A 23,624-nucleotide genomic window follows, 5' to 3' on the forward strand; every position below is an offset into this window, starting at 1 on the left:
GGGAGGGTCCGGTGGGGGTACGGCCTGGTGACTGGTCACCGCTCACGCTGTCGGGTGATCCCACCCCCGGCGATCCGGATGTGCTGCGCAGCGTCGCCAGCTACATGGACATCATGGCCGACCACGCCAGGACCGCCGACGACGGACTCGCCGCGGTACTGCGACAGAGCGGTGACGGGGCGTTCGTCGGCAAGACCGCAGACTGGCTGCGCGAGCAGATCAGCAAGGAGATGAGCGGATTCATCGCCGGGGTGCGGACAGCCTTCTCCGCCGCCGGGCCGGCGATCCGCACGTACGCCGAGGCGCTGCGCGAGGCTCAGGCCACGGCGGACCAGGCGCTGCGTGACGCGGCCGGGGCCGGCGACGACGAGGGACGGATCAACACTCTCAAGGCCACCGCGGAGAACGCCGCCGCGGATGTGAAATCCGCAGCGGGTACGGCTCGGCAGGCCATTCTCGACGCGACCGGCCACATCAAGTCACCCGTGACGCCGAAGTCGGCCTGTGAGGTGTTCTGGGAGATCTTCACCTGGTTGACTCTCATCGTCACCGTGGTCGCCATCTTCGTCGGCGGCCCGCTCGGCCTGATCGCCTTCGCGATGAACGCCGCGTTGGCGGTGAAGGCGACCCTGGATTTCGCCATGGGCAAGACGAACGCGCTGGGTCTGGCGCTCGGGCTGCTCGGGCTACTCGGTCCCAGCACCCGACCGCTGATCGCCCTCGGCGACCTCACGAAGCTGGCCACTTCCGCCTGGCGCAACATCACTCAGTTCAGCCGGCACAGCTTCACCATGGCGCGCGCCGGCATCGGCGACTTCTGGCGAACGGTGTCGACGCTGAGCCTCAGCGGGGCCATGCGCGGCATCGGCGACATCGGGGTCACCCTTGCCAACTCGGTGAAGGTCGGCGCGCTGATGATTCCCCGGATCGTCGGCCCGATCGACGGTCTGGCCGCCCGAGGATTCGTGGCCCTGGAGAAGTTCACCCTGGTCACCGTCCCGGCAGCGGTGACCAGGATGGGGAACATCGGGCAGCAGGCTCTGGTCCGGTTCGCTGGCGTGACGGCCGACGCGGGCAGGTTCATCGCCGCCAACGCCGTCAGGTTCGGCAACCTGATGGCCCGTGAGTTCGGCGGTTGGCAATGGCTTCGGATCTTCCTGCCCCTGGCCGGTCATGAGATCCGCGCTGTCGGGGTGTCCGGGGCGTTCAAGCTCGGCGTGCTGGGTCGTGGGCTCGGAATGACCCGGTTCGACGGACTTGCCGCGCTCGGCGGCGGCATCCGGCTCGCCAACGGCCTCACCACGGTGCACGTCGTCAAGCCCGGCGGCGCGCCGCCCCCAGCCGGTGGGATCAACTTCAGTCCGAGTGGGCTGCACCTTCCCGACCTGATCGAAAAGCCGATGATCGGGGCCCCGGCGGCGCAGCAACTCAGCTTCTCGGCCCGTGGTCTCGACCTGTCCGCGGCACGTGGGGCGCTCGGCCTGCACGACCTCGCGGGGCTTCGCGGCGTACAGAACCTGGACGTACCGGTGCCGGGAACGGCCGGTACGGTCACCCCGATCCCCGCAGCCAATCTCCCCGGCGCGGCGCACGCGGTCGACCTCGGCCCCGTCTCCCGGCTGAATGCGCCGACCGTCAACCCGGTAGCGGGGATGAACGGGGTCACCATGCCGGCGGTGGCCACGCCGAGCGCGGTGACCTTGCCGAACATGCAGATCGGCAACCTCAGCGCCACGCTGAACCGGGCTGCCGGTGGCGTCGAGGGCCTGACGGACTTCGGTCGCGCCGAGCTGCGCAACCTGCACATGGGCGAGGTCAGCGCGGTCCGGGTCTCGGAGACCGGGGTGGCGTTCAACCTCGGCGCGCCGGAGAAGGCGTTCGGCGATGTCAGCCTGGCCACGCCCACACCCGCGTCCGCGCCTACCCCGACACCTACCCCAATGTCCACCTCGACGCCCACCTCCGCGCTCACACCTAACCCGGTGCAGCTCGGCAGGACCGCCGACCTGACCACCGTCCACCAGGCGCTGAACCTGCTCGACGAGCCCGGTGCGGCGGCGCTCACCACCCCGCACCGACTGGAACCGCCAACGGTCACCGCACCCACCGGCCTCGGTCGTGACCTCTCGACGCCCGCACCGCCCCGGCTGGATCAGGCCGGTGGCCCGTCACCGCAGCAGCTCAGCCACCTGCAGGCGCTGGAGCAGCTCAAAAAGGCACAGCACGCGCTGGCCAACGTCTCCGGGGACGCATTGGCCCTGGCCCGCGCCGAGAAGGACGTCCGGGTCACCGAGGCGCTGGTGCGCCGGACCGCAGACGGGCTCAAGGTCGAAGCTCCTGCGGTACCCCGCACCGTCGATACCCCACCGGCCCACCTGACCGGTGCGGTCGCACCAGACCTCGCGGCGGCCAAACCGGCCTCCGCGCCCGACCGGGCAGCGGCCAACCCAGCCGGGACGGCGGATGAATCCGTGCAGGCGCTGCAGGCCCGGCTGGAGAACCTGCGTGGCCCCGACGCCCCGCGCACCGACCTCGCCGGGCTGGAACTGGAGCACCGGTTCGCCCAGCTGCGCCCGGCGGCCTCGGCCGACCTTGCCGAGCTGCCGGCGGTCCCGACTCACCAGCCCGGCACCAGTATCGCGGAGCTGGAGAGTCGGCTGGCCGCGTTACGCGGCACCGAGCTGCCCTCCCCCGCAGCCCGCCAGTTGGAGCTTGAACACCGCCTCAGCCAGCTCCGCCCGGGCGCAGCGGCCGAAACCCGCCCGGTCGATCCGGCGATGTTCCCGGACGTCCCCACGATCTCCCCGGTGGAGGCGACCGCCCGCGCCACCGCCGTCGAACGCCTCACCGACCTGGAAGACCAGCTGGTCGCCGCCCGCGCGGAGACTCCCACCAACATCGGTCCGACATCCCTCGACGACGCCGGATCTGCGGCGTCACCGCAGGTCGACAGCGCGGGTCGACCGCAGACCCTCGACCAGATGGGTACGCCGGGCCGAGCTGAAGGGCCCGATGGTACGGGTACCGGCGACAACCTGCTGGACCTGCCCAGCGTGCCTCGCACCGATCCGGCGGCCACCCCCGGCGCGGAGGCGCTCAGCCAACGGTTGACCGAGCTCATCTCCGACGCGCGGGGGGTCGACCTGCCCGAGCCAGAGCTGAGGGTGCTCAGCACCGAGGTCCGTACCGCGATTGAGCAGGGCCGGCACGGTGACGGGGCCCGCGCGCTCAACACGCTGCACGACCGCATCGACCGGCAGGCCCTGTTCCAGCGGCTCGACTCGTACCGGGCGCATGTGGACGCCGGGCACCAGCGCGCCGCACAGCTGGACATGGACAAGTCGACCTGGTTGCAGCACGCCATCGACATCGAGCGGGCGACCGCCGCCGGACACACCGACGAACTGCACCGGCTGCTCAACGACTACGAGAACAGCCTCGCCGGCAAACTGGCCGAACAGAAGCTGCACGACCAGGTCGGACCCGATGCGACGCCGGGCCGTACCCCCGACGAGGCCGGGTCGAGAGGCGACGTCGACGAGTTGCAGGCCCGCCTCGACGCGCTGCGTGGCGACCGCACCCCCGACGCGCGCAGCACCGAGCTGGAGCTGGAGCTGCGGTTCGCCAATCTGCGCGGCTCCGACGGCCCCGACGTACCGCTCCCCCAGTTTCCGCAGCCTCCCACGTTGCCACCCGGCAGCGTCGACGACCTGCAGAAGCGCCTGGACGCGTTGCGCGGGGACAGCACGCCGGACCTGGACCTCGCCGGACTGGAACTGCGCCACCGACTGGCCGCGCTACGCGGTACCGACCCGGACACCCCGGTGGGCAAGCTCGAGGACCTGCCCGACGTACCGACGCTGCCGCCCGGTGCTCTCGATGACCTGACCGACCGGATCGCCGACCTGCGCGCCCACCGTGAAGAAATGCTCGGCATGCCGCCGGCCGAACGGGCCGAATGGGATGCCGAGTTCGCCCGGGCCGGAGACGAGGCCGCCGACGCGGCAGTGCTGGCAAGGTACGAAACGCGCATCGCCAACCTGGAGCGCGAGGCCCGCGTCGCGGAGCTGCGCGGCGGCAGCGGCCCGCTCTCCGCCGACGAGTACCGGTCGTGGCAGGACACGCTCGCCCGGGTCGGCGACGATCAGGCCGGCATCGACCACGTGCTGTCCCGATACGCCGCCCGGCTCGACGAGCACCGGCTGGACAGCGCCACCCAGATCAACACCGCGCTCACTTCCCCCGACCACCTCCGACCACTCGACTCCCGTCTGGACGAGGCGCTCGGTGGTCTGTCCCAGAGTCTGCGGAACGACACCGCAGCGCGGCACACCACCCTCGGTGACCGGTTGGCCCAGCTGCGCGGAGCGGACGCCCCACCGGCACCCGGCGGGACCACAGGCGACCTGCCGATGCCCGGGCCACGGGCCGACGACGCGACGATCGGCCACCGACTCGGCCAGCTGCCGAGCCCGCCCCGTGACCTGCCGGCACCTCCCACCGGTCCCGCCGGCGCCGCCCCCGGGCGGACCGACCCGTCCGTACCCGCACCGACCCGCACCGATCCGCCCGGCGCGGACGTACCGGCGGTCGGCAAACCTGCGGAGCCGTCGACGGCCGCCAAACCGGTCGACGGGCCGGCAGCGACGAAGCCGGCGGAGACTCCGACGGTGCACAAGCCGCAGGATGGACCGGCACGGCCGACGCCGGCGGCCGGCGACGAGGTTCTCCAGCTGCCGGCACCGCGCCGCCCAGCCGACGACGTCTCTGCCGCGCCGCCCGCCGAGCAGGTGACGATGCCACCGCGCGATCTGCTCGGCGACGGCCAACTCGCCGGCCCGGCCCGGGTGATCGAGGTGGACGCCGAGCGATGGACGCCATTGAAGGACGCTTTCCGCTTCGAACCGTCCGCCACGTCCGGCCAGCCGCCGAAGGTGACCCGGCCAGCGGCCAGCGGCGAGCGGGTCGGTGTCGGCTATCAACTCACCGTCACCGATCAGGACATGCACTTCGCGCTCAAGCTGCACCTCGACGCCGCGCCCGGCGTCACGGCGGCAGAGATCGCCAAGGTGAAGGCGCGCACGATCGAAGGGTTGCAGCGATACGTCAACGCACCCCGGCACCACCTGCCGGGCTGGGACGTGCCGATGCGGGTAACCGTCGACTTCGTCGATGACCCGGCCAAGGCGCGAGGCTCCATCACGGTCGCTCCGGCCGGCACGCAGATGTCCCAGCAGACCTGGGCGGTAGACGCGTCGCCGGCCAAGTACGCCCACGAGATCGTGCACAACCTCGGCGTCAAGGACAGCAAAGCGCCGCCGAACGCGTTGCTGCGCGACACCCACCAGCCCGAACACGGCGACCTGATGGGCAGCCACCCACACGGTGTCGACGGTTTCGTGCTGACCCCCAGGGCGCTCGGTCAGATCGCTGGCGTGCTCTCGCCGCACTTCTCGGGCTCCACCGCCCCACGGCCGGCGCCGGACGCCCTTACCGGCAACGCCGCCGAAGAGTTCTGGGCCTCCGGCGTGGACCTCCCTCCTCAGGTCACCGAGCAGGCCACGGTGCCAGCCCCGGCCAAGACGGTGTCCAGCCCGGCGGGCAGCGCACCGGCGCCGCTGTCGACCGTCCTCGTGGACCGGATCGCCGAGCCGCCCCCCGCCACGATGGGTTGGGTCGTCACAGCCGACGGCAGTTATCAGTGGCAGGGTGCCGGATCTCCCGATCCGGCTCTACCGCCCGGTCTGGTACTCGGCACCGCCAGCGGCGATCACAACCTGTGCCTACTCGACTCCCTCGCCCAGCTCATCAACGTACACAACCCTCATCAGACCAATGCCCACCAGCTGCATGATCATCTACTGGACAACCTGCCGGCCTCCAGCAACGCCAGCGACGACCTGCTGAACGGCCGGATGCTCGACGTCTACGACCCCGATCTCAACCAACTCCTCATCGACAACTTCGGTATCCGCGTCCAGGTCTTTGAAACCACCCAGCACGGCACCACCGCACACCCGCTGCGCGGCGACGAGGGTCCGGTCTTCTACCTCCACCATCAGCACCAGCACTTCGTCCCTCTCTGGCCTGCAACTGGGGAAACCACCGCGACCGTCGGAACCACCACCGGGAAGACCACCACTGCTGTCGAGGCTCGACCTCAGCAGCAGCCGTTGCAGGTACCGCCAGCGGGCAAGCAGCTGAAGTCGGAACATCCGCCACCCGCGGTCGCAGAGGCGAAGGCCCGGCACGACCAGCTCGCTGCGGAGGTGCAGTCTTTCGCTGAGGCACTGCAGAGACTGGAGAGTCACGTCCACGATCTCTCTGCGAAACTCGAGGAAGCGCGGCAGGTTCAGCAGGAGCGTGGCAAGGTGCTGTCGGCGGCCGATGCCGCAGCTGCGGCATCGGCCGCACAGCGGCAGGAGCAACGCGAGGCCGCCGAGCGCGAGGCGCGAAGCGCCGCAGATCGTCGCCGCGGCGAGCGGGAGGCCGCGCGGCGGGAGGCCGAACAGCGAAATGCCCAGCGCCAGGTGTTGGACGCGGAGGCGGCGCGGCGACAGGCAGCGCGCGCGGAGGCAGCGCGGCAGCGGTTGGCCGAGGATGCCGTGTTGGAGTCGGTACGCGCCGAAGTCGCCGATCGGACCGCGCAACGCGCAGCTGCGCGGGCCGAGGCTGCGCGGGCCGAGGCCGCGCGGGCCGAGGCTGCGCGGGCCGAGGCTGCGCGGGCTGAGGCCGCGCGGGCTGAGGCCGCGCGGGCTGAGGAGCAGTCGGCAGCGGTCGGCAGCGGCCCCGCCTCGGGGACTCGTGTCGATGCCCGCACTGACGCCACGCCGCCGGTCTCTCCACGCCAGGCCGAGCAGGACCAAGCCCGGCAGGCCGCCGAGCAGCAACGTGACGACGATCGGCTCCAGCAGGCCCAGCAGCGGTGGGCCGAGTTCGACCGGGCGGCGAGGCAGGCTGAGCTGGAACGCGGTCAGGCCGACGTTGATGCCGAGGCCGTGAGACGGGAGCTGGACCAGGCCGACCAACTCGCCAAAGTTGCGGAGGCCGGCCGCCAGCAGGCCGAGCGGCAGGAGGCCGCGCGGGCCCGCGAGCTGGAGGAGACCCACCGCCGCGAGGAGGAACAGGACCGTATCCAGGCCGTGGAACGTCAGGCGGAACGCGACCAGCTTGCCACGGCTGTGCGGACACATGAGGCGGCGCTTGGTCAGGGCACTGAGCAGGCTGTGCAGGCTCGCACCGCGTGGGAGAGCAAGGAGCAGGAGCTACACGACGCTCGGACAGCCCTTCAGGAAGCTGAAGATGCCGCGAGGAAGGCAGCCGAGGAGGCGGCGAAGAAGGCTAAGGAGGCCGAGGAGGCGGCGAAGGTCCGGCCGACCGCGACGCCGTGGTACTTCACTGACGGGGCACTTGGTGAACTGGCGATCGCCGAGGTCCGAAGCAGAACGGCCGACGAGATCGCCGATACCCTCAACGCGCTCGCCGCGGCGCTGCCGTCGGGTCAACGCACGCGCATCACCGACGCCGAGATGGCAGTGTTGAAACCCGGTAAGGGTCCGCAGGAACCAGGCGAGCAGAACAAGGCAAGGAGCACGGACCTACCGGATCTGGGCAACGCCCGACAGGAGCAGGGCATCCGCGAAAAGGTGGCCGCGACGATCCGCGAGCTGCTCGAAGCCGCCCCGAAAGACCTGGCTGGTATCGACAAGAATCGCGCCCGGTGGGAAAATGCGTTGTTCCATGGGATCACGATCAGTGCCGGTGATCGACTGATCTGGATCCGCCCGGTGCCACACAATCCGCAGGAGGCACCGAATGCCGACGGAGGCAAGGAACGCGAGTACGTTGTCTCATTCGGCTCGACCGCGACCGGCAGGGAGACCTCCCAATCCAGTGGCCTGGACCACGACGGCGCCGCCGAGCTGACCTTCTCACTGCCGACCCAAAAGGCACCCCGGATGCTGACGAAGCTGCCATCTCTGGCCTTCGGCAGCGACATTGCCCGAAAAACCTCGGAGCAGACAACGGTCATCTCCGGCCGGAAGATGTTCGTCTCCGAGTCGACGAAATTCAACAGCGGCGTGGAGTTCCAGATCTACGTCAACGGCGTCAAGTGGGGACAATCCCCAGTCGTCGGCGACGCGGACCTCCTCGGAGTCTCCCTACCAACCGCCTACGCTCGCACACCCCCGGACGGCGATACCACCACCGCAGACGCAAAACCGCCGGCCGGAACCGCCGCCATGCATCCGGTCTCCCAGGCGCGGGAGACACTCAACGCGATCAGCCTTGACCAGGTCATCACCGACTGGCACAAGGCCCTGAGCGCGGCGCTGCCGGCCGACGTCGCCGCGAAGGTGGCCGCACTGGCCCACGAACGGCTGCTGAACGAGCGGACCACCCGCAACCGCAGTCGCTACCTGCTCACGAACGGCGACCAGACAGACACTATTCGCGAAGGCGCCGGCCCCCGCAGTTTCAACGGATACATCACCACCGCAGTCAGCATCCGCGAAATCCAGTTTCTGGAAACTACGGAGGGCATCACCACCCGGGAAGATCTCGGCGTGGTCTCTACTGCCAACTACCAGGCGTCCAGGAGTACCGACGTCAGCATATCCGCCGGAGGCAGTCTGCTCAGGCTAAGCGAGGGCGGCTCCAATCCGGACGACGACGACTCGGGCGGGCAGACTACCGGCGGTCTGCAATTCGGCGCTGGGCTCTCTGCCGAACACAGCGCCGCGTTGGGTGTTGGAGAAACCGCATCGAACCACACCGTCCTCAACCGAAAGTCTGACCAGGCCCGGTACCAGGCCACCGTCGACTTCACCCTCGCTACCCACGGGAACAAGAACATCCCACCCATCACCCGCCAGGTCACTGCCGAGATCGCCATGCCCGCCGCTGAAGCGGCACAGTTCGAACGCAGCATCTTTGGCGATGTGTTCACCCCCAGGTTCGGAGGCCCCGGCACAGGACGCCCCCGAGTGGTACTCACCCCAGCCACGGAAGTCGAAACCAGTGTCAAGACGCAAACCAAGACCGCAGCCGAATCCGGCACCAAAGCCGAGGTTTCGCCCATCCGGGGGTCCGCCGCACCGGCGCCAGCGTCTGCGGAGCAGCTGGCCGCGACGTTGCGGCCGGTGATCAACGGGGCCCCGCAGGCGCGGCAGGCGTTCGTGCCGAAGGACGGAACCGGCCCGGAACCCCTGGCCCTGGCACTGCGCCGCGGGCAGGGCCTGGGCATCACCGGCAACCTCCCCGGATCCGAACAGGTCGCCAACCTCGTGATCGACGTGCTCAAGGCACGGACCGGCCTCGACGACATCGGCGCCAAGGCACGCCGGGACGTCATGATCCGGGTCAGTCGTGCCGTGCTGGAGGCCGACCCGAGCCGGGTCCAGGCCGGCCGCAAGTTCAGCGTCGCCAGCAACGGACGCACGTTCGAGGTGCTGGCCACCGCCCACCAGTTCGACCTGCTGGATCGCACCCGGTACCCGATGACGGTCAACGCGCGTGCGCTGACCGGGGCCGCCACTTCTGGCGCCCAGTCCGGCGACACCACCGGCACCGGCGAACTCGGCAGCGGCCCCTCGGTCCGCGTCGGCGACCTCGACGGACAGCACCGGGGCGGGATCAGCCTCCCACGCGTCGGGGTGTCCACCAAGGTGGGGTGGAGCAATGAACAATCACTGAGCCGCAACATCCAGGAGTACGCCCGCACCGAGACCGTCGATGACATCGTCGACCATCGCTACCGCACCGTCTACGAGGTCGCGATCCGTGAAGTCACCGACCCCGACCGGCCGAGCCCACGCGAGACCTGGCTGATCGGCGACGACCCGAACCTGGAAGTCACCACCCAGACCGCCGTCCCGATCGAACATCTCCCCCCCGAAGGCACCACCCACAGCGAACAGGAACTCAGAAACCACGGGAGGGCCGAGGCCAGCGACGATCCCAGGGGCGCCTGGGAGCCCGGCGGTAAGGCATCCCATCTCCCGTTGGACACCATCGGCAGCGCCGGACTCTTTCCCGCTTTCCGGCACATCCCGGAACTGTCCGCCACCGCCGCGAAGCTCTACCAGCAGGTCAACGGCCTTCCCGATACGTGGTTCAGCGAGCCGATGAACTGGCCCGACCAGGTTTTGGACCTCTCCGCCCCGAGCGAGCTTGCCAGTCAGAGTCCTGACATCCTCGACGAGTACGGCTGGGAGATACAACTACCCGCCCGCGACGGATACGACCAGTTCATTCGCGTCCGGGGCCGTCTGTTCAAGGACAGCCTGGACCACCAGAAGAGCCACCAGGACGGCGTCGAACTCGAACACTACCGACAGTTCGCGTCCAGCCACAGCGATGCCCGGAGCAGGGACATCACCACCATGGGCAAGTTCGGCTTCGGCGGCCACTACCAGAACTACAACGTCGACGCCGAGGAGCCCTTCGAGCAGGGCCGGATCGGCGGCGGGATCGACGCCGAGGGCGAGATGTCCACCGGGAGATCGACAAACAGCACCAAGGGTGCTACCGACATCACCCGCGCCACCTACAACGACACCGTCCACTCCTACAACGGTCGCATGGTCTTCGAAATCACCGCGATCCGATCCAAAAACGGCGCCCAGAACACCTCGGCCGGACCCCACTACGTCAACGCCCACCACGCCCTCGACCTGTTGATCACCGACCGCGCCGCCGAGGACCTCGAACTCGTCGGCGGCACCGCCGTCAACGCGCCAGCCCTTGAACTGATCGACCCGAAACTGCTGCCCGCCGTCGGTCACCCCGAACAGCTACAGGCCAACGACGTCCTGAGATCGATCCTCCGAGCGCTGGAGGGGCAGGGCCTCATTCCCGCTGGAGAGAACGCCACCAGCCCACTGCGCCGCGCGGTGATCAGCAGCTTCCGCAGCCGAGCCCTCACTGCGCAGTACTTCCCCCTGTCGGGCCAAGGCGTTTTCGGATGGTTCCCGATCCCCGGTCCGTACACCACCACCCGGTACCTGTGGATTCGCGTCGCCGCCACCACCGACCACATACCATCGTCCGACCGACCTCGCGACCAGGTCAGCCTCACCCTCCGCGGACAGACCAGCGACAACGAACAGAACAGCAGCAGCTCCGGCTGGGGCTGGTCGGCCGCTTTTGACTTCCACGGCCGAGGGGTGGTCAGTAAGGCAAACCGCGGCGAGCTCGGCGGCCTTGGCCATGGCAGCTACGGAAAGTCCTACTCCAGCGAACACAGCAACCAGTCCGCCACCAAGGACATCTTCCGCACCTCGCCCAAGAAGTCCCATGAGTTCGAACACCCACTCAACTTCATGATCGAACTCGCCACCACCACCCAACTACCCAAAATCGCCGAACTCTTCGTCGCCACTGGCCGTGCCACACTGTTCTCCATCACCACAGCCGCCACCAGCAGTATGTGGCCAGACCTGAATCACTCCGTCCAGAAATTCTGGTACGACCACACCCCCTTCGCTTGGGAAAGCAATGATCTGATTGCCGGTGGCCGGGTCCGCCTCATCGTCCCCAAATCCTTCACGCAACCCAGGAACACCGACAACAGCGGGTGGCGCGGACCCAAGCCCGCGCCTCCCACAGCCAAACCGGCAACCCCCGCCCCGCGACCCACACCGCGCTGGGCCGAGGACACCATCCTTAAACCCGCCGGAGCGAATACCGAACTCCTCGAGGACCGCGCCCTGCACCCGTGGCGGATGGAGGCGGCCGCTCGTGAGTTCGCCCGTTGGGCCGCCCTGACCACGGCACGACCCAGCCTCCGCCCCGGCACCGACCTGACGGTCGACGGGGCCTGGAAGGTACCCGGCGTCGACAGCCGCAGCGCCCTGCACCACCTGATCACTCACTACACCAGCGAATCGATGCTGCGCACCAGGATCAACCAACTCCTCAAACACGAGTACGTGATCCCCGACACCAACATCACACTCGGCATTGACATCCGCGCCGGCGAATACTACGGATCTGACACCGATCCGCTGAGTGACTTCCAAAAGGGCAGACGCTACCAACAGAATGAGTCCAGCACGTCCAGCAGCCAAGACAACTCCAAAATCGGCAACTTCGGTTTTGGCCCACAGGGCGGAGCCCGCACCGGACTTGTCAAGAAGGTCGGATTCATTGGCGAAGTCCTCTCCCGCGACAGTCAGTCCGGCCAGGGCAGTTCCGCCGAGATGAGCGAGGTCAACGAACGCAACAGAGAGGCAAAGCGCAACTTTCATCAGTATCGCTACGACGCCACGCTCGTCATCAAGGGGCCGCACGGAGCCCTCCTCATCGACGTCGACGAAGACATCTACCTGATGCGAGCCAAGAAGCCCGACCCCACAGTCCCCGTCGTCCCTCCGCCGAAACCCGAGCCGAAGGCCGAGCCGAAACCATTAACGGAACCGGCCGGAGAAACCAGTTCGACGCCAAAAACCGCGAGCGGCACCATGATGCCCGGCTCGTGGCCTGAGGACGAGGGACCACTCCTCCCGCTCCACAACCCACCACAGCCGCCCGCACCACCACTGCCACCAGCAGCAGCCACCGACACCACAACACCGCCCCCTGCGCAGACCACCGCCAACCCCACCACCCACACACCATCGAACGCCCAAACCACTCAACCGACACCAACACCAACCACCCGACCACCATCACCCATAGAACCAACCCCCACCCCAGCGGACATCACCACCGCCACGCCGCGCGACGACCTGCGCGAGCGGTGGGTGCAATTCCAGGCGCAGCGTATCCAGGCCGAGGGCACCGATCCGGCCGTAGCTGGAATCCTCGCCAACGGACTGACTGCCGACCATCAGACCATGCTCGCCGATCTGGCGACAGTGCGCACTGACACACCGGCCGCAGGCAATGAGGTATCGCCGCCCACAGCCCTTGAACAGCCAGCTACGGCCGCAGCGGAACCAGCCGGGAAGGTCAGCAGCGCCACCGCTACCGAGCCCACGGCGAAGGACGGCGACCTGCACGTCCAGAATTTCATGCCCTTCTCGGATCCAGTTGTGCCGATCGCCCTGCCCGGCGAGTCCCAGCTGGCGCATGGACCAGACCCGACACGTCAGTCAGCCGGCGACGGTGTTGCCGTGAGCCGGCAAGGCCAGCGGGGCTCAGACCCCGAGCCGACAGCGAGGCTGCGGGGCGGTGGTTCAGGCGGGGCGATATCCACTTTGATGAGCCTAGCGCCGGGTACCTGGGCGCCGTGGGCGCGTAGCGAGATGTTCGCCCCCTCGGACGCCGTCCACTTCTACGAGGAGGCGAGGCGGATCGGCTGGATCTCAGCAGGAGACGACCGCGTCGCACAAGCTCTGCACAGGCTGGGGCGGCAGACCGGGCTGCGGTCGGCAGAAGACAAGGCCCGGGAGTTCGTCTGGCATCTCGTCACTACCGGCTCGCGCGTCCTACCCGACATCGTGATCGACGGCACCCACCTTTACCAGGCTCAGGTGCACGGACAGAGCATCCAGGTCCGGGCCAGGGTGGAAGAGGACTCAGCGGGTCGGGTGGTCCGGGTGGTACGCGCCCAACAACCGATGCCGCTCGACAGCCATGTCGCTGACCTAGTCCAGGCCGACTGGACGGTGGTGGCCGGCGACCGCGGCACGAGCGTCGACCCCGATGCCCAGCTGGTCCGCCTCGACCCCACCGACGGGGAGGTGCACTCGACGCTGCACGACATCCACAGAATCGCCAACGACTCTCTCGGCACCACGCACCTGGCCTTCACCAACCGTGCTCTGGGGGCGGCGGCGCTGGTCGATAGGGTGCCGACATTGGTGGAACAGGACCATGTGCGGCTTGTCCACGACGACTTCGGCACCGTACTGGATGCCTGGCGGCGTTTCGATCGCCAGATGAGTTGGCTCCTGCACACACCGGGGCCGCGCGGATTTGAACGGACGGAGCAGATGCCCGCCGGGCATCATGCCCGAGCCTCCTTCGATTACTCGCGCTGGCGGTTGCGGCTGCGGTACGACATGGATGCCGACCGTTCGCGGGATGCGCTGGTGCACGAGAAGTTTCACTCTGTGCAGTGGGCAACCAACGCCCGGTGGCGCGTAGCCGAGACCGGCGACCCGAGAGTGCTGACTGAGCTGATCAAGGATCCGGAGGTGCACCGCCAGCTGCTGCACGGGCCGGCGCGCCAGCTCGACGCGGCGCAGCGACACGTGGCGGAGCTACTGTCGCGACACGGGCTGGCCCACCCTGACCGAGAAGCGATCTACAAGCTTCTCGGTCAGGATAAGGATCTGATCACCCGGTGTAACCAGTGGGTGGCGGCGGCGAGGGTCAGTGGGGCCGGAGGACGGCTAGGTGAACGCGTGCAACGTGCGGTGGGCCAGGTCGGGACCTTCTCGGACACAGTGCGGGCCCTGTATCTGAGCCTGCTACACGAGGCTCAGGCGATCTTGCTCGGCCTGTGGATTCAGGAGGCGGGCTCGGTGCACCGCTGGGGCGCGGCCGCCGCTCAACTGGCCCCGATGCACGGGTACGACAGCGTCCCGCTGACGGCGCCGGACAGGTACCCCCACATGCCGGCTGGAGCCGCAGGGGTCTTCCTCCGTCCATCGTCCTCGTCGATGGAGCCGCCGATCCGGCTACCGCGACGGGAGGGCATGCTCCTGGCGGTTCAGATCACCGACGTCGACCAGGCCGGTCACCTGCTGCGCCGGCTGCGCGACGACCTACCCGTCGGGACCATGGTGGAGCTGCTGACGGCCGCACCGATCAGCGCTCCACGGGCGGTGGAACTTGCCCGTACGTTGGGCGGCGAACGGGTGCTCGCCCTCGACGTCGACCTGGTGGAGCCGACCGGGGCGGCAGCCCATCACTTCGTGGCCTACAGCCGAGACCACCGTGCCTCACTCGGCCCTGGTGCCCGCTACTACACCGTGCACGCCGATCCGCAGCAACCGGTACTCGATCTCGATGTGGTCGCGCTGCGCAACGTCGGCTGGGGCCGGTACGAGTTGGCATCGGGTTGGCAGGTGCAGGCGGTCGGTCAACGGGTGTGGATCGGGCCGGCCGAGGTGTCGCCGGCCGTACGCGACGACGACCCGCCGGTGGTGATCGGGCTGCCGTCCCGGCAGACCCCTTGGCCGGTATGGGTTCTCGGGGTGTGGGTCGGCCGAGCCTTGGCCAGCCACGTCGGGGCCACGACCGAATCGGGATTCGTCCGGGTACACAGGCCGCAGCCCCGACCCGAGGCACTTCCGGTGGCCACCGACGACCTACTGCATCCGGTCAGCGACGTCGAGCGTCGAATTGTCGTAGCGGCCTTCGGCTCGGAGGCGGTGGTGGACGAGGTCAGCTATGCACCGCCGGATCCGGCCGGCCCCGGCCTCGGCTTCACCGGCCATGATCTGATTGCCAGGCTGCTGGACGTGGCCGGCGCCGCAGCGGCCGAGCAGAATTCGTCGGTCCTGGTCGCGGCGCTGGACGGGCAGGCCACGCGGCTCGCGGCGGCCGCGCCTGTCACGGCCGGGGCAGGCGGCGAGCGAGTGGCCCGGCACAACCTGCTCGCCGCCGGTTACCTGGCGGCCCGCGCGTACGGAGTGTTCGAGCTGACACCGCAGCGGCTGGAGGCAGCGCACCGGGTGCTGGCGGCCTACCACTATGACGGCCGGTTCCTCACCGGAGAAGCTGGGCTGCAACGGCTGCTACAGACCGTCAGTTCCGATTGGTACGGCGACGTCGATCCGACGCGGTTGCAGCGACTGGTGGAGTTGAACCTCGACCATGGGTTGGACAGGGACGACCTGGAAGATCTCGTCGCACGGGACGACATGTGGCTGTCGATCTGGCCGCGTGATCTCCGGCCGATCGATCGCGCGGCAGGTATCTGGTCGATGGGCGGTGCCGCCGGGGGTCTCGTCCCGCCCGCCGCCGGCGGCGAACTGGTCGTCGTGTACCGGGCCGGAGCAGATCTGCTACCGCTGCCACCGGCCGGCTCCCCGGCGCACGTCCTGGTCCCGACCAGCCCGGCGCTGCTGGCTGAGCTCGGCACACTGCTGGCCGGCAGGATCGGTGGGAGCCGCGTTCCCGGTGCCTGGGTCCGCCTCGTTCCGGTGGTGGACACACCGGTCGACCCCGACCTGGCCGGTCACCTCGCGGAGGGTCTGTCCGCGCTGCACCGGCACCGAGTCGATCGGATCACCCTGGGTAGGCCGATCGAGCCGATCCCCGGCGACGCCGAGGCGTGAGGTGCGGTCCCGGTCCAGTTCGACGAGGTGGCACCGGAGGCGTCGGCTGCCTGAACCAGTCGCCGGTGCCGTCCGCGCCGAGTCAGGTCAGGCAGCGGCGCGGCCGGTCACGCCATGCTGGCTCAACGCCCGTTGCAGTTCGCGGGTGGCGTTGTGGGTGCGTGACTTCACCGTGCCCGGGGGTACGCCGAGCACCCCAGCCACCTCGCGATGCGTACGGTCCTGGTAGTAGACCAGGAGCAGCGCCTCGCGGTGCACGGCCGAGAGGCTACGCAGCGCCGGCTCCAGCGCGACCCGGTCCAGAGCTGCGTCGAAGAGGTTCTCCGCCGGCTGCCAGGCCATGGCGGTGACGTCCTCGCTGACCTCGGCAGGGCGAGCCGTCACCCGCCGGGCCTGGTCGACGCTGAGGTTGTGGGCGACCCGCGACAGCCAGGCCTGCGGCGACCGGGCGCTGGCCACCGAGGCCAGATTACGCCAGGCCCGCAGCAGCGTTTCCTGGACCAGATCCTCGGCCCGGTGCGGATCGCCTGGCATCAGCCGCCGGGCGTACCGCTGCAGCGCTGGCCGGCTCTGCGGCACCAGTACCCGCTCGTACCAGGTGACCAGGTCGGCGTGGGTCGGCCGACGCTCGCCCTCGATGATCTCCATCGGATACCTCATCTCTGGCCGTGGAAACCGGTCAGGCCACCGAACCGGCGGCCGGCACATCGGACGCGGTGAGTCTCAGCAGGTCATCGGTCGACGGGTCGGTGAGATCGGCCACCCGCTGCGCCTGGTGTTCGGTCATCCGCTGAAAGATCTGGCGCGCGGCGCGGCCGTTGCCGAACCCGTGGCCGTGGTTGATCGCAGCGAACAGGTCGTGGACGGCGGCCCGCGCGTCGTCGGCGAGCTGGTACTCGTGCTGCCGGCACTGTGCCTCGACGATGTCGGTCAGCTCGGTGGACCCGTAGTCCTCGAACGTCAGAGTCCGGGAGAACCGGGAGGCCAGGCCCGGGTTCGAGGCGATGAAGCGGCTCATCTCGAGGGGGTAGCCGGCCACGATCACCACCACGTCGTCGCGGTAATCCTCCATGAGCTTGACCAGCGTGGCGATGGCTTCCTGCCCGAAGTCGTTGGTGTGACCGGGTGGAACCAGCGAGTAGGCCTCGTCGATGAAGAGGACTCCGCCGAGTGCCCGGCGGAAGACCGCCTGGGTACGGGGGCCGGTGTGCCCGACGTACTCGCCGACCATCGTGGTCCGGTCGGCCTCGACGAGGTGGCCGCGCTCCAGCATGCCCAACGCGGCGAGCAGCCGGCCGTAGAGGCGGGCCACAGTGGTCTTGCCGGTGCCGGGGTTTCCGGCGAAGACCAGGTGCCGGCTCAATGGCGGCGCGGCGAGCCCGGCCTCCCGGCGTCGACGTACCGTCTGCATGAGTTTGATCTGTGCCTGCACATCCTGCTTGACCCGGTCCAGGCCGACCAACGCGTCCAGCTCGGCCAGCAGATCCGGCAGGTCTGCCTCGGTAGGTCGGGCCGCCTCAGTCGGAGCTGCCTCGGCCAGCACGGCACCGGCAGCCGGAGCCCCGGCCACCGCCGGGACGCCGGGATCACCGCTGGCGGCCAGTGCGCTCGGCGGCAACAATGACCTGGCCACGTCGGTCAGCCGGATCTCCTCGAAGACCGGCTGGGCCTGCGGGTCCACATCGACGTCGAGTTCGGTGTCGCGGATCCGGGCGCGCGTGATGGTCGGTGTCGCCCCGGCCCCGATATGGATCGCCGGATATGCGCTGTCAGTGAAGACGCAGTCGACGTACCGGCCGCCGCCGCCCTCGGCGACGAACAACGCGTTCTTCGCACCCGCCGTACACGACGTGGCTGTCACCTGTGGGCTGGCCCCGGTCCACACCACGATGCCGGAGCCTTCGGCGTCACGCACCGCGCACCGCTCCACGGTGCCCCCGCTGTCCTGCTCGAAGACGATCCCGGCGGTGCCGGCCCGGTCGATACGGCAGTCGTCCAGCTCCACGGCGGCACCGACGCCGACCTGAACGCCGGCTCGGCTGCTGGCGTCAACCACACAGCCGGTCAGTCGCACAGGCCGGTCCGAGCCGACGACCACCCCGTTGCGGTTGCCGGCCAGCACGGTGCCCGTGGCCGTCACCCCGGCGCTGTCGGCGGTGCTCAGTCCGGCGAGCCCGCAGCCACGCACCCAGCCGCCGGCCAACTCGACGCTACCTGCCCCGATGGCGTGCAGCCCATGCTCCGCCGATGGCCCCACCAGGGCGCCGGTGGCGGTCAGTCGGCCGGTGCCGCCGACGTGCAGCACGCTGTACGTCGAGTCGCCCAGCAGGGTGTCGGTGAGAGTCACCGTACCGCTATCGGTGACGAAGACCCCGTTGCCGGCGCAGCCGCGCACCGATCCGGCGGAGATGTTGACCTCGGCCTCGTCCCGGCACACCACTCCGGTCGCGCCAGCCCGGTCCACCTCGCAGCGGTTCAGGACCAGTTGCGACCGGTCGGCGGCGACTGCGCCTGCGGCGGCGGGGTCAATCAGCCGACACCCGGTCAGCTCCGTCCGCGCCGACCCGAAGGTGAACACCGAGTCTCCACTGCTGCGACTCACGGTGACGTCCAACCCGGTGACCGACGCCGACTCTTCGGCCCGGATCCCGTTGCGTCCAGCCGCGACGACCGTACAGCGGAGCAACTCGATCCGGGCGGTGCCACGTGCCCGAACGCCCGACCCGGTGACGGAGTCGATCCACATGTCACGCAGAGTCGTCTGCGCCGATTCGCCGGCCACCACACCTATGCCGTCGACGTCCGTGACGACACACCGTTCGAGTAGGACTGCGGCGTTTCCGGTGGCATACAGCCCGGCCAGCCGGGCACCGGTCAGCCGGCATTCGCGCAGCACCGAGCGGGCGTGCCCGATGACCTCGATCCTGCCGCCACGCAGGTCGCAGCCGACGAGTTCCACGCTGCCGTCCTCGATCCGCAGCAGCGGATCACCGGGGTCGGCACCGACCACCGTCAAATCAGTCAACGTCGCCGCAGCGGTAATGCGCACCGGGGTACGCGGCGCCAACGACACGCTGCCCGGCCCCTGCTCGGCACGGACCCGTGCCGCAGTGCCGATGAACAGATCCTCGTGGTACCGGCCGGGTGCCACCAGCACGGTCTGCCCAGCCGAGGCTGCGCGCAGGCCGGCCGCGATGTTCTGCGCAGCTCCCCGTTCGCCGGGCGCCACCCGGACGACGTCCGGATCGGCACCCGCCCGGCGGCCCTTCAGTCGCACCATCTCCACCCCAGCCACACACCGTCGGTGCCAGTACTCACGTCTTTCCACCGTGCGCGTGCACCAGTTGATCCGCGTCCTCGGCACGGCTGTCGAACGGGTCGTCGGCCCGCTCCAGCGCCAGCCAACGCCGCCTGCGCGCCGCCTGGTAGCGGCCCCAGAGCCGACCGCCGGCAAACAGCGCCCCGAGCACGGCGAGGACCGCCAACACCACCGACCAGGGAACCGGTTGAGACCGTTCGTCCTGCTCGAGGACAGTTGCGGGCAGCCTTTCATCGACCAGCCGGCCGGTGACCGCCGCGTACGGATCGAGCCGCCCGACGCTCTCCGGGCCGGCATCGGCCGGCCGGTCGGCGGACACGACGAGCTGCCGGCCGGTCTGTTCCCCGGACAGTCCGGGATGGGCCGAACGCACCAGCGCCGCCGCACCGGCGACGAACGCGGCGGCGTACTCCGGACCGGTGCCTACGTGGGCTCCGGTGCCGGTCGCGCTGATGCTACGGATGCCGGCCGCCGGCGCGAGCAGGTCCACCGAGCCGGCCGGGTAGTCGGCGATCGGTCGCTGGTCGGGGCCGAGGCCGCCAACGCGGAGCAGGCCGTCCCCGGAAGTGATCGCCGGTTCGGCGGCTGGGGCCGGTGCCACCACGACTGCGCCCCAGCCGATCGCTTCGTCGATCGCGGAACGGACCGAAGGGTCAGCGACATCGACGGACACACCGAGCAGGATCACCTTCGCCCCGGTGGCCACCGCGACCTCGATGGCGGTCACGGCTGCCGGTGGGCTCGCCGCGACGCCCCGGTCCACCAGCCGCACCGGGATGACGACGGCTTTGGGCGCCACCCCGACCAGGTCGCCGGCTCTCCCGTCGTCGGCTGCGACGATACCCGCGAGCGCCGTACCCGAGCCGACGCAGTCGGTGTCGCCCTGACCTCTGCCGGATACGATGTCGACGCCTCGGCCGAGCCGGTCACCGAGTTCCGGCCGACCCGCTGCGACACCCGAATCGACGACAGCCACCGAAACGCCGGCACCGGTGGCGGTCCGCCACACCCGCTGCGGCGCGACCAACTGCTGTCCCCAGTTCGAGTCGGCCGGTGGGTCCGCTACCGCAGCCGGCCGGCAGCCGGTGTGGTCGGACGCTGTGGAGCCGGAACCCGTTGGTTCGCCGGCGGGGGGCGCCGTGCTCCGCACCGGAGCGCTGGCCGGGCCGGCCGGGCGGTTGAGCGATCCGGACGGCCTGGGCGAATCAGCCGGTTTGGGCGAACCAGCCGGTTCCGGCGATGCCGTCGCGCCAGGTTCCGCAGCCGTTGTCGTCGGCAGTGCACCGTGTCGAAGTCCGGTGCCGATCGCGTCCCAGGGCAGCACGAGGTGCCAGCCTTCGTTCAGTTGCCCGGGATCGCTCAGCCGCCCGCCGTCCGGCTGCTGCCGCCCGGCGTTGAGTGCCAGGATCTCGCCGGCGCGCTCGGCGTCGCCGAGGAACCGCTCGGCGACTGACCAGAGGGATTCCGGCTTGCCCTGGTACGACGCCATCACCGTGTAGTAGAGGACGTACGGTTGCTCCTGCGAATCGGCCGGCGTGGCCCGTGCGGGCCGACGCTCGGTGACCATCTCCGTGGTCGCCGCCGTCACCGCGACAAGCGTCGCCAGCCCGGTCAGGACCACCCTGGCCAGGTGCCTGTTCACCAGTTGGCCTTTCGAATCAGCGCCCAGTCGTGGTCGTCGTCGGGCCAGCACTCGTAAACCTCGAGACGAAGGCCGATTCCTCCGGTCGCGTAACCGGGAACGTCGAGGCAGAGGTTCGAGGCGGTGTTGATGACCCAGTAGTACTGGATGTCGCCGGACTTGACCGTGGGCTGCAACCGCCAGTACTGGTTCTCGTCGTCGTAACAGCCGGTCTCGTTCAGCGGCGTGGTCGGCGCAACCGAGCCCTTGCCTGGCAGGTCCAGACAGTACTGAGAGGTGACGCTACGAATCCAGTACAGCTGGTTCCCAGAGCTGTCGACCCGGCGCGGGACGAAGGCGTACTCCTGGTTGTCCGGGGTGTGCGGGTAGCAGAGGTCCTGGAGGACCGGCCCGTCGCGTGGACCGGGGCCGACACCCGGTATGTCGATACACCTGTCGGTGCCGAGGTTGTGGATGAAGTAGGGCCCGTACGATCGGTTTGTCCCATCGGCGTCCTTGGCCCTGACCGGCGGCTGGTCAGAGTCGGTCTGTGCCGGGGTGCTCGGCTTCGTCGCCGGCGGCGAAGGCCGCGGGGGCGCTGCGGTCGTCGGGGCGGTGCTCGCCTCCGCTGATCGTTCGGACTCGGTGGTCGGGCTCGCCACTGGAGCGGCCGACGGTGAGGGATCGGCCGACGGGGCCAGCCGAGGATCTTTGCCGTACTCGGTCTCGAAGTGGCCCACCTGCTCGGCCAGGGCAACGACCCGTTCAACACCCGGTACGTCAGCCAGCGACCGGATCGTCGGGTCGCCCCGTAGGAACACGGCCAACGCGAGCGAATAGGCGTCGGGGCCAGTGCCGGGCACCGCTTCCAGCAGCGCGCACATGGTCTCGCCGAGGGCCGGCACCGCCGCGGCCGGGGTCCAGGGTGAGGCCTCCGCCGACGGCCGTACGTAGGCCACCCACATCTCGGGTAGGAACTGCGCGATGCCCTGCTCGCCGGTCGGGCCGAGCCGCTGTGGGTCGAACTCGGAGGTGGCCATGAGCTGCGCGGCGACCCGAGTCGGGGGCATCTGTGGGCAGACTGCGCCCGCGGCCAGGATCAGCTCGAGGTACACGTCGGGCACCGGCAACGGCGCGGCCCTGGTGATCCGCTGCGCGACCGCCGGTTGGGTGGCCTCGGCTGCGGCCCTTCCGCTGCCGCCGAAGGCTGGCTGCGACGCATACCAGATGGCGTACCGTTCCACAGTGTCGACGTACTCGGCGGCCCCGACCGGCACGTCGCCGGCCTCGACAACGGGCTCGACACCGAGCCGGTGCGCCGCCAGTGCCAACAGCCACTTGTCGCCGTCGAGTTCGAGCACCCGCAACTGGCCGACCAACTGGCACATGTGGTGGGCGAGCGCGGTGATGCTGGCCGGCCGATCAGCCGGCCGCGCCCCGTCCCACGGTGCCCACTTCTGCCACACGGTCGGCACCAGCCCGGCAGTGCCCTGCCCGCCGACGGCCTGCACAGCCTCGACCGGGGTCGCCGAGAACCGGGACGCGGCCATCACCTGACCGGCCAGCCGAGCCGGGGTCAGGGTGGGACATGAGGCTGCGGCCTCGGTCAGCAGCCGGACATCCGCGTCGGTGATCGGCGTGCCGGGTAGTGGTTCTCGCGCATCGGCCGGGCTAGGTGCCAGCGAGGCCGTCAGGGTGACCATCGCGACCATGCCCAGGGCCACCCCCATGAACGCCCGGTTGCGAAACCTGGCCGACATGCCCATTCTGGCCACCAACCTTCTCAGCCTTACCTCAAGCCAACTCGCCGTGCCCGCCCGAGGCGGAGGTACCGGTAAGTCGGAGTGGACCTGCTGCAAGCTAGATGCACACAATGTGGAACACAAGCGATCATACCCAACCATCGATGAACTCTGCGTAAATCGATGGCTGTACGGGTTGCTCCTCCAACGAGGGTGAGGGTGCCGCCCCGGCTCCGCTCGGACGACCTGTCTCCGACGGCTGCCGTCGACGCCGTACCTGGCCAGTCTACGAGGGCACTTCGGTAGATCATGTACTTCGAGGGATGTCCCTAGTAGCACCTTGTCACACTTCGATATTGAACGGTGCCTGTATAGCGCCCACTGGCTGGCTTGGGCCCACACTCGGGGGTCCGCGAGCCGCCCACCGCGGTCGACCCACTGCCGCATCCGGCGTCGACGTCGAGATCGTCACCATGGACCCACAGGCCGAGGGCTTCAGCGTCGTCAGACGCCGATGGCTCGCCAGACGACTGGGCGAGGCAGAGCCCGGCGCCGGCGATCGCCACCGTGAAGTCAGTCGATACGCCCATCCATCTATGTTGACGATCAGGCAATCTGAGCAAGGCCGTAGTGCCGGTACGGGCCGCGCTGCTCAGGTTGAGCGGCGCGGCCCGTACGGCGGTTCCTCACTGCGGCTCGGCGCGGAA

General features: G+C 69.4%; 5 protein-coding genes. 1 reads left to right on the forward strand and 4 read right to left on the reverse strand.

Annotated features, from left to right (window positions below; genetic code table 11):
- Window positions 1-11 precede the first annotated feature (11 nt).
- Window positions 12-16,235 carry a hypothetical protein gene (locus O7543_RS18540; protein WP_281552690.1) on the forward strand — a complete coding sequence of 5,408 codons (16,224 nt, stop codon included), beginning with the start codon at window positions 12-14 and terminating at the stop codon, window positions 16,233-16,235.
- A gap of 87 nt (window positions 16,236-16,322) precedes the next feature.
- Here the strand turns inward: O7543_RS18540 and O7543_RS18545 are convergent, their stop codons facing one another.
- Genes O7543_RS18545 through O7543_RS18560 form a run of 4 tightly spaced genes read right to left on the reverse strand, consistent with a single transcriptional unit; the run spans window position 16,323 to window position 22,935 of the window.
- The gene (locus O7543_RS18545) at window positions 16,323-16,883 is read right to left on the reverse strand and encodes a sigma-70 family RNA polymerase sigma factor (protein ID WP_281552689.1); all 561 of its coding nucleotides are present in this window, start codon (window positions 16,881-16,883) and stop codon (window positions 16,323-16,325) included.
- 31 nt (window positions 16,884-16,914) lie between these two features.
- The gene (locus O7543_RS18550; protein ID WP_281552688.1) at window positions 16,915-19,515 is read right to left on the reverse strand and encodes a right-handed parallel beta-helix repeat-containing protein; all 2,601 of its coding nucleotides are present in this window, start codon (window positions 19,513-19,515) and stop codon (window positions 16,915-16,917) included.
- 34 nt (window positions 19,516-19,549) lie between these two features.
- The gene (locus tag O7543_RS18555; protein WP_281552687.1) at window positions 19,550-21,196 is read right to left on the reverse strand and encodes a S8 family serine peptidase; all 1,647 of its coding nucleotides are present in this window, start codon (window positions 21,194-21,196) and stop codon (window positions 19,550-19,552) included.
- Window positions 21,193-22,935 carry an RICIN domain-containing protein gene (locus tag O7543_RS18560; protein ID WP_281552686.1) on the reverse strand — a complete coding sequence of 581 codons (1,743 nt, stop codon included), beginning with the start codon at window positions 22,933-22,935 and terminating at the stop codon, window positions 21,193-21,195. The genes O7543_RS18555 and O7543_RS18560 overlap by 4 nt, the downstream gene beginning before the upstream one ends.
- Window positions 22,936-23,624: the final 689 nt, after the last annotated feature.

The sequence above is a fragment of the Solwaraspora sp. WMMA2080 genome (genome assembly GCF_027497395.1).
Classification (GTDB): domain Bacteria; phylum Actinomycetota; class Actinomycetes; order Mycobacteriales; family Micromonosporaceae; genus Micromonospora_E.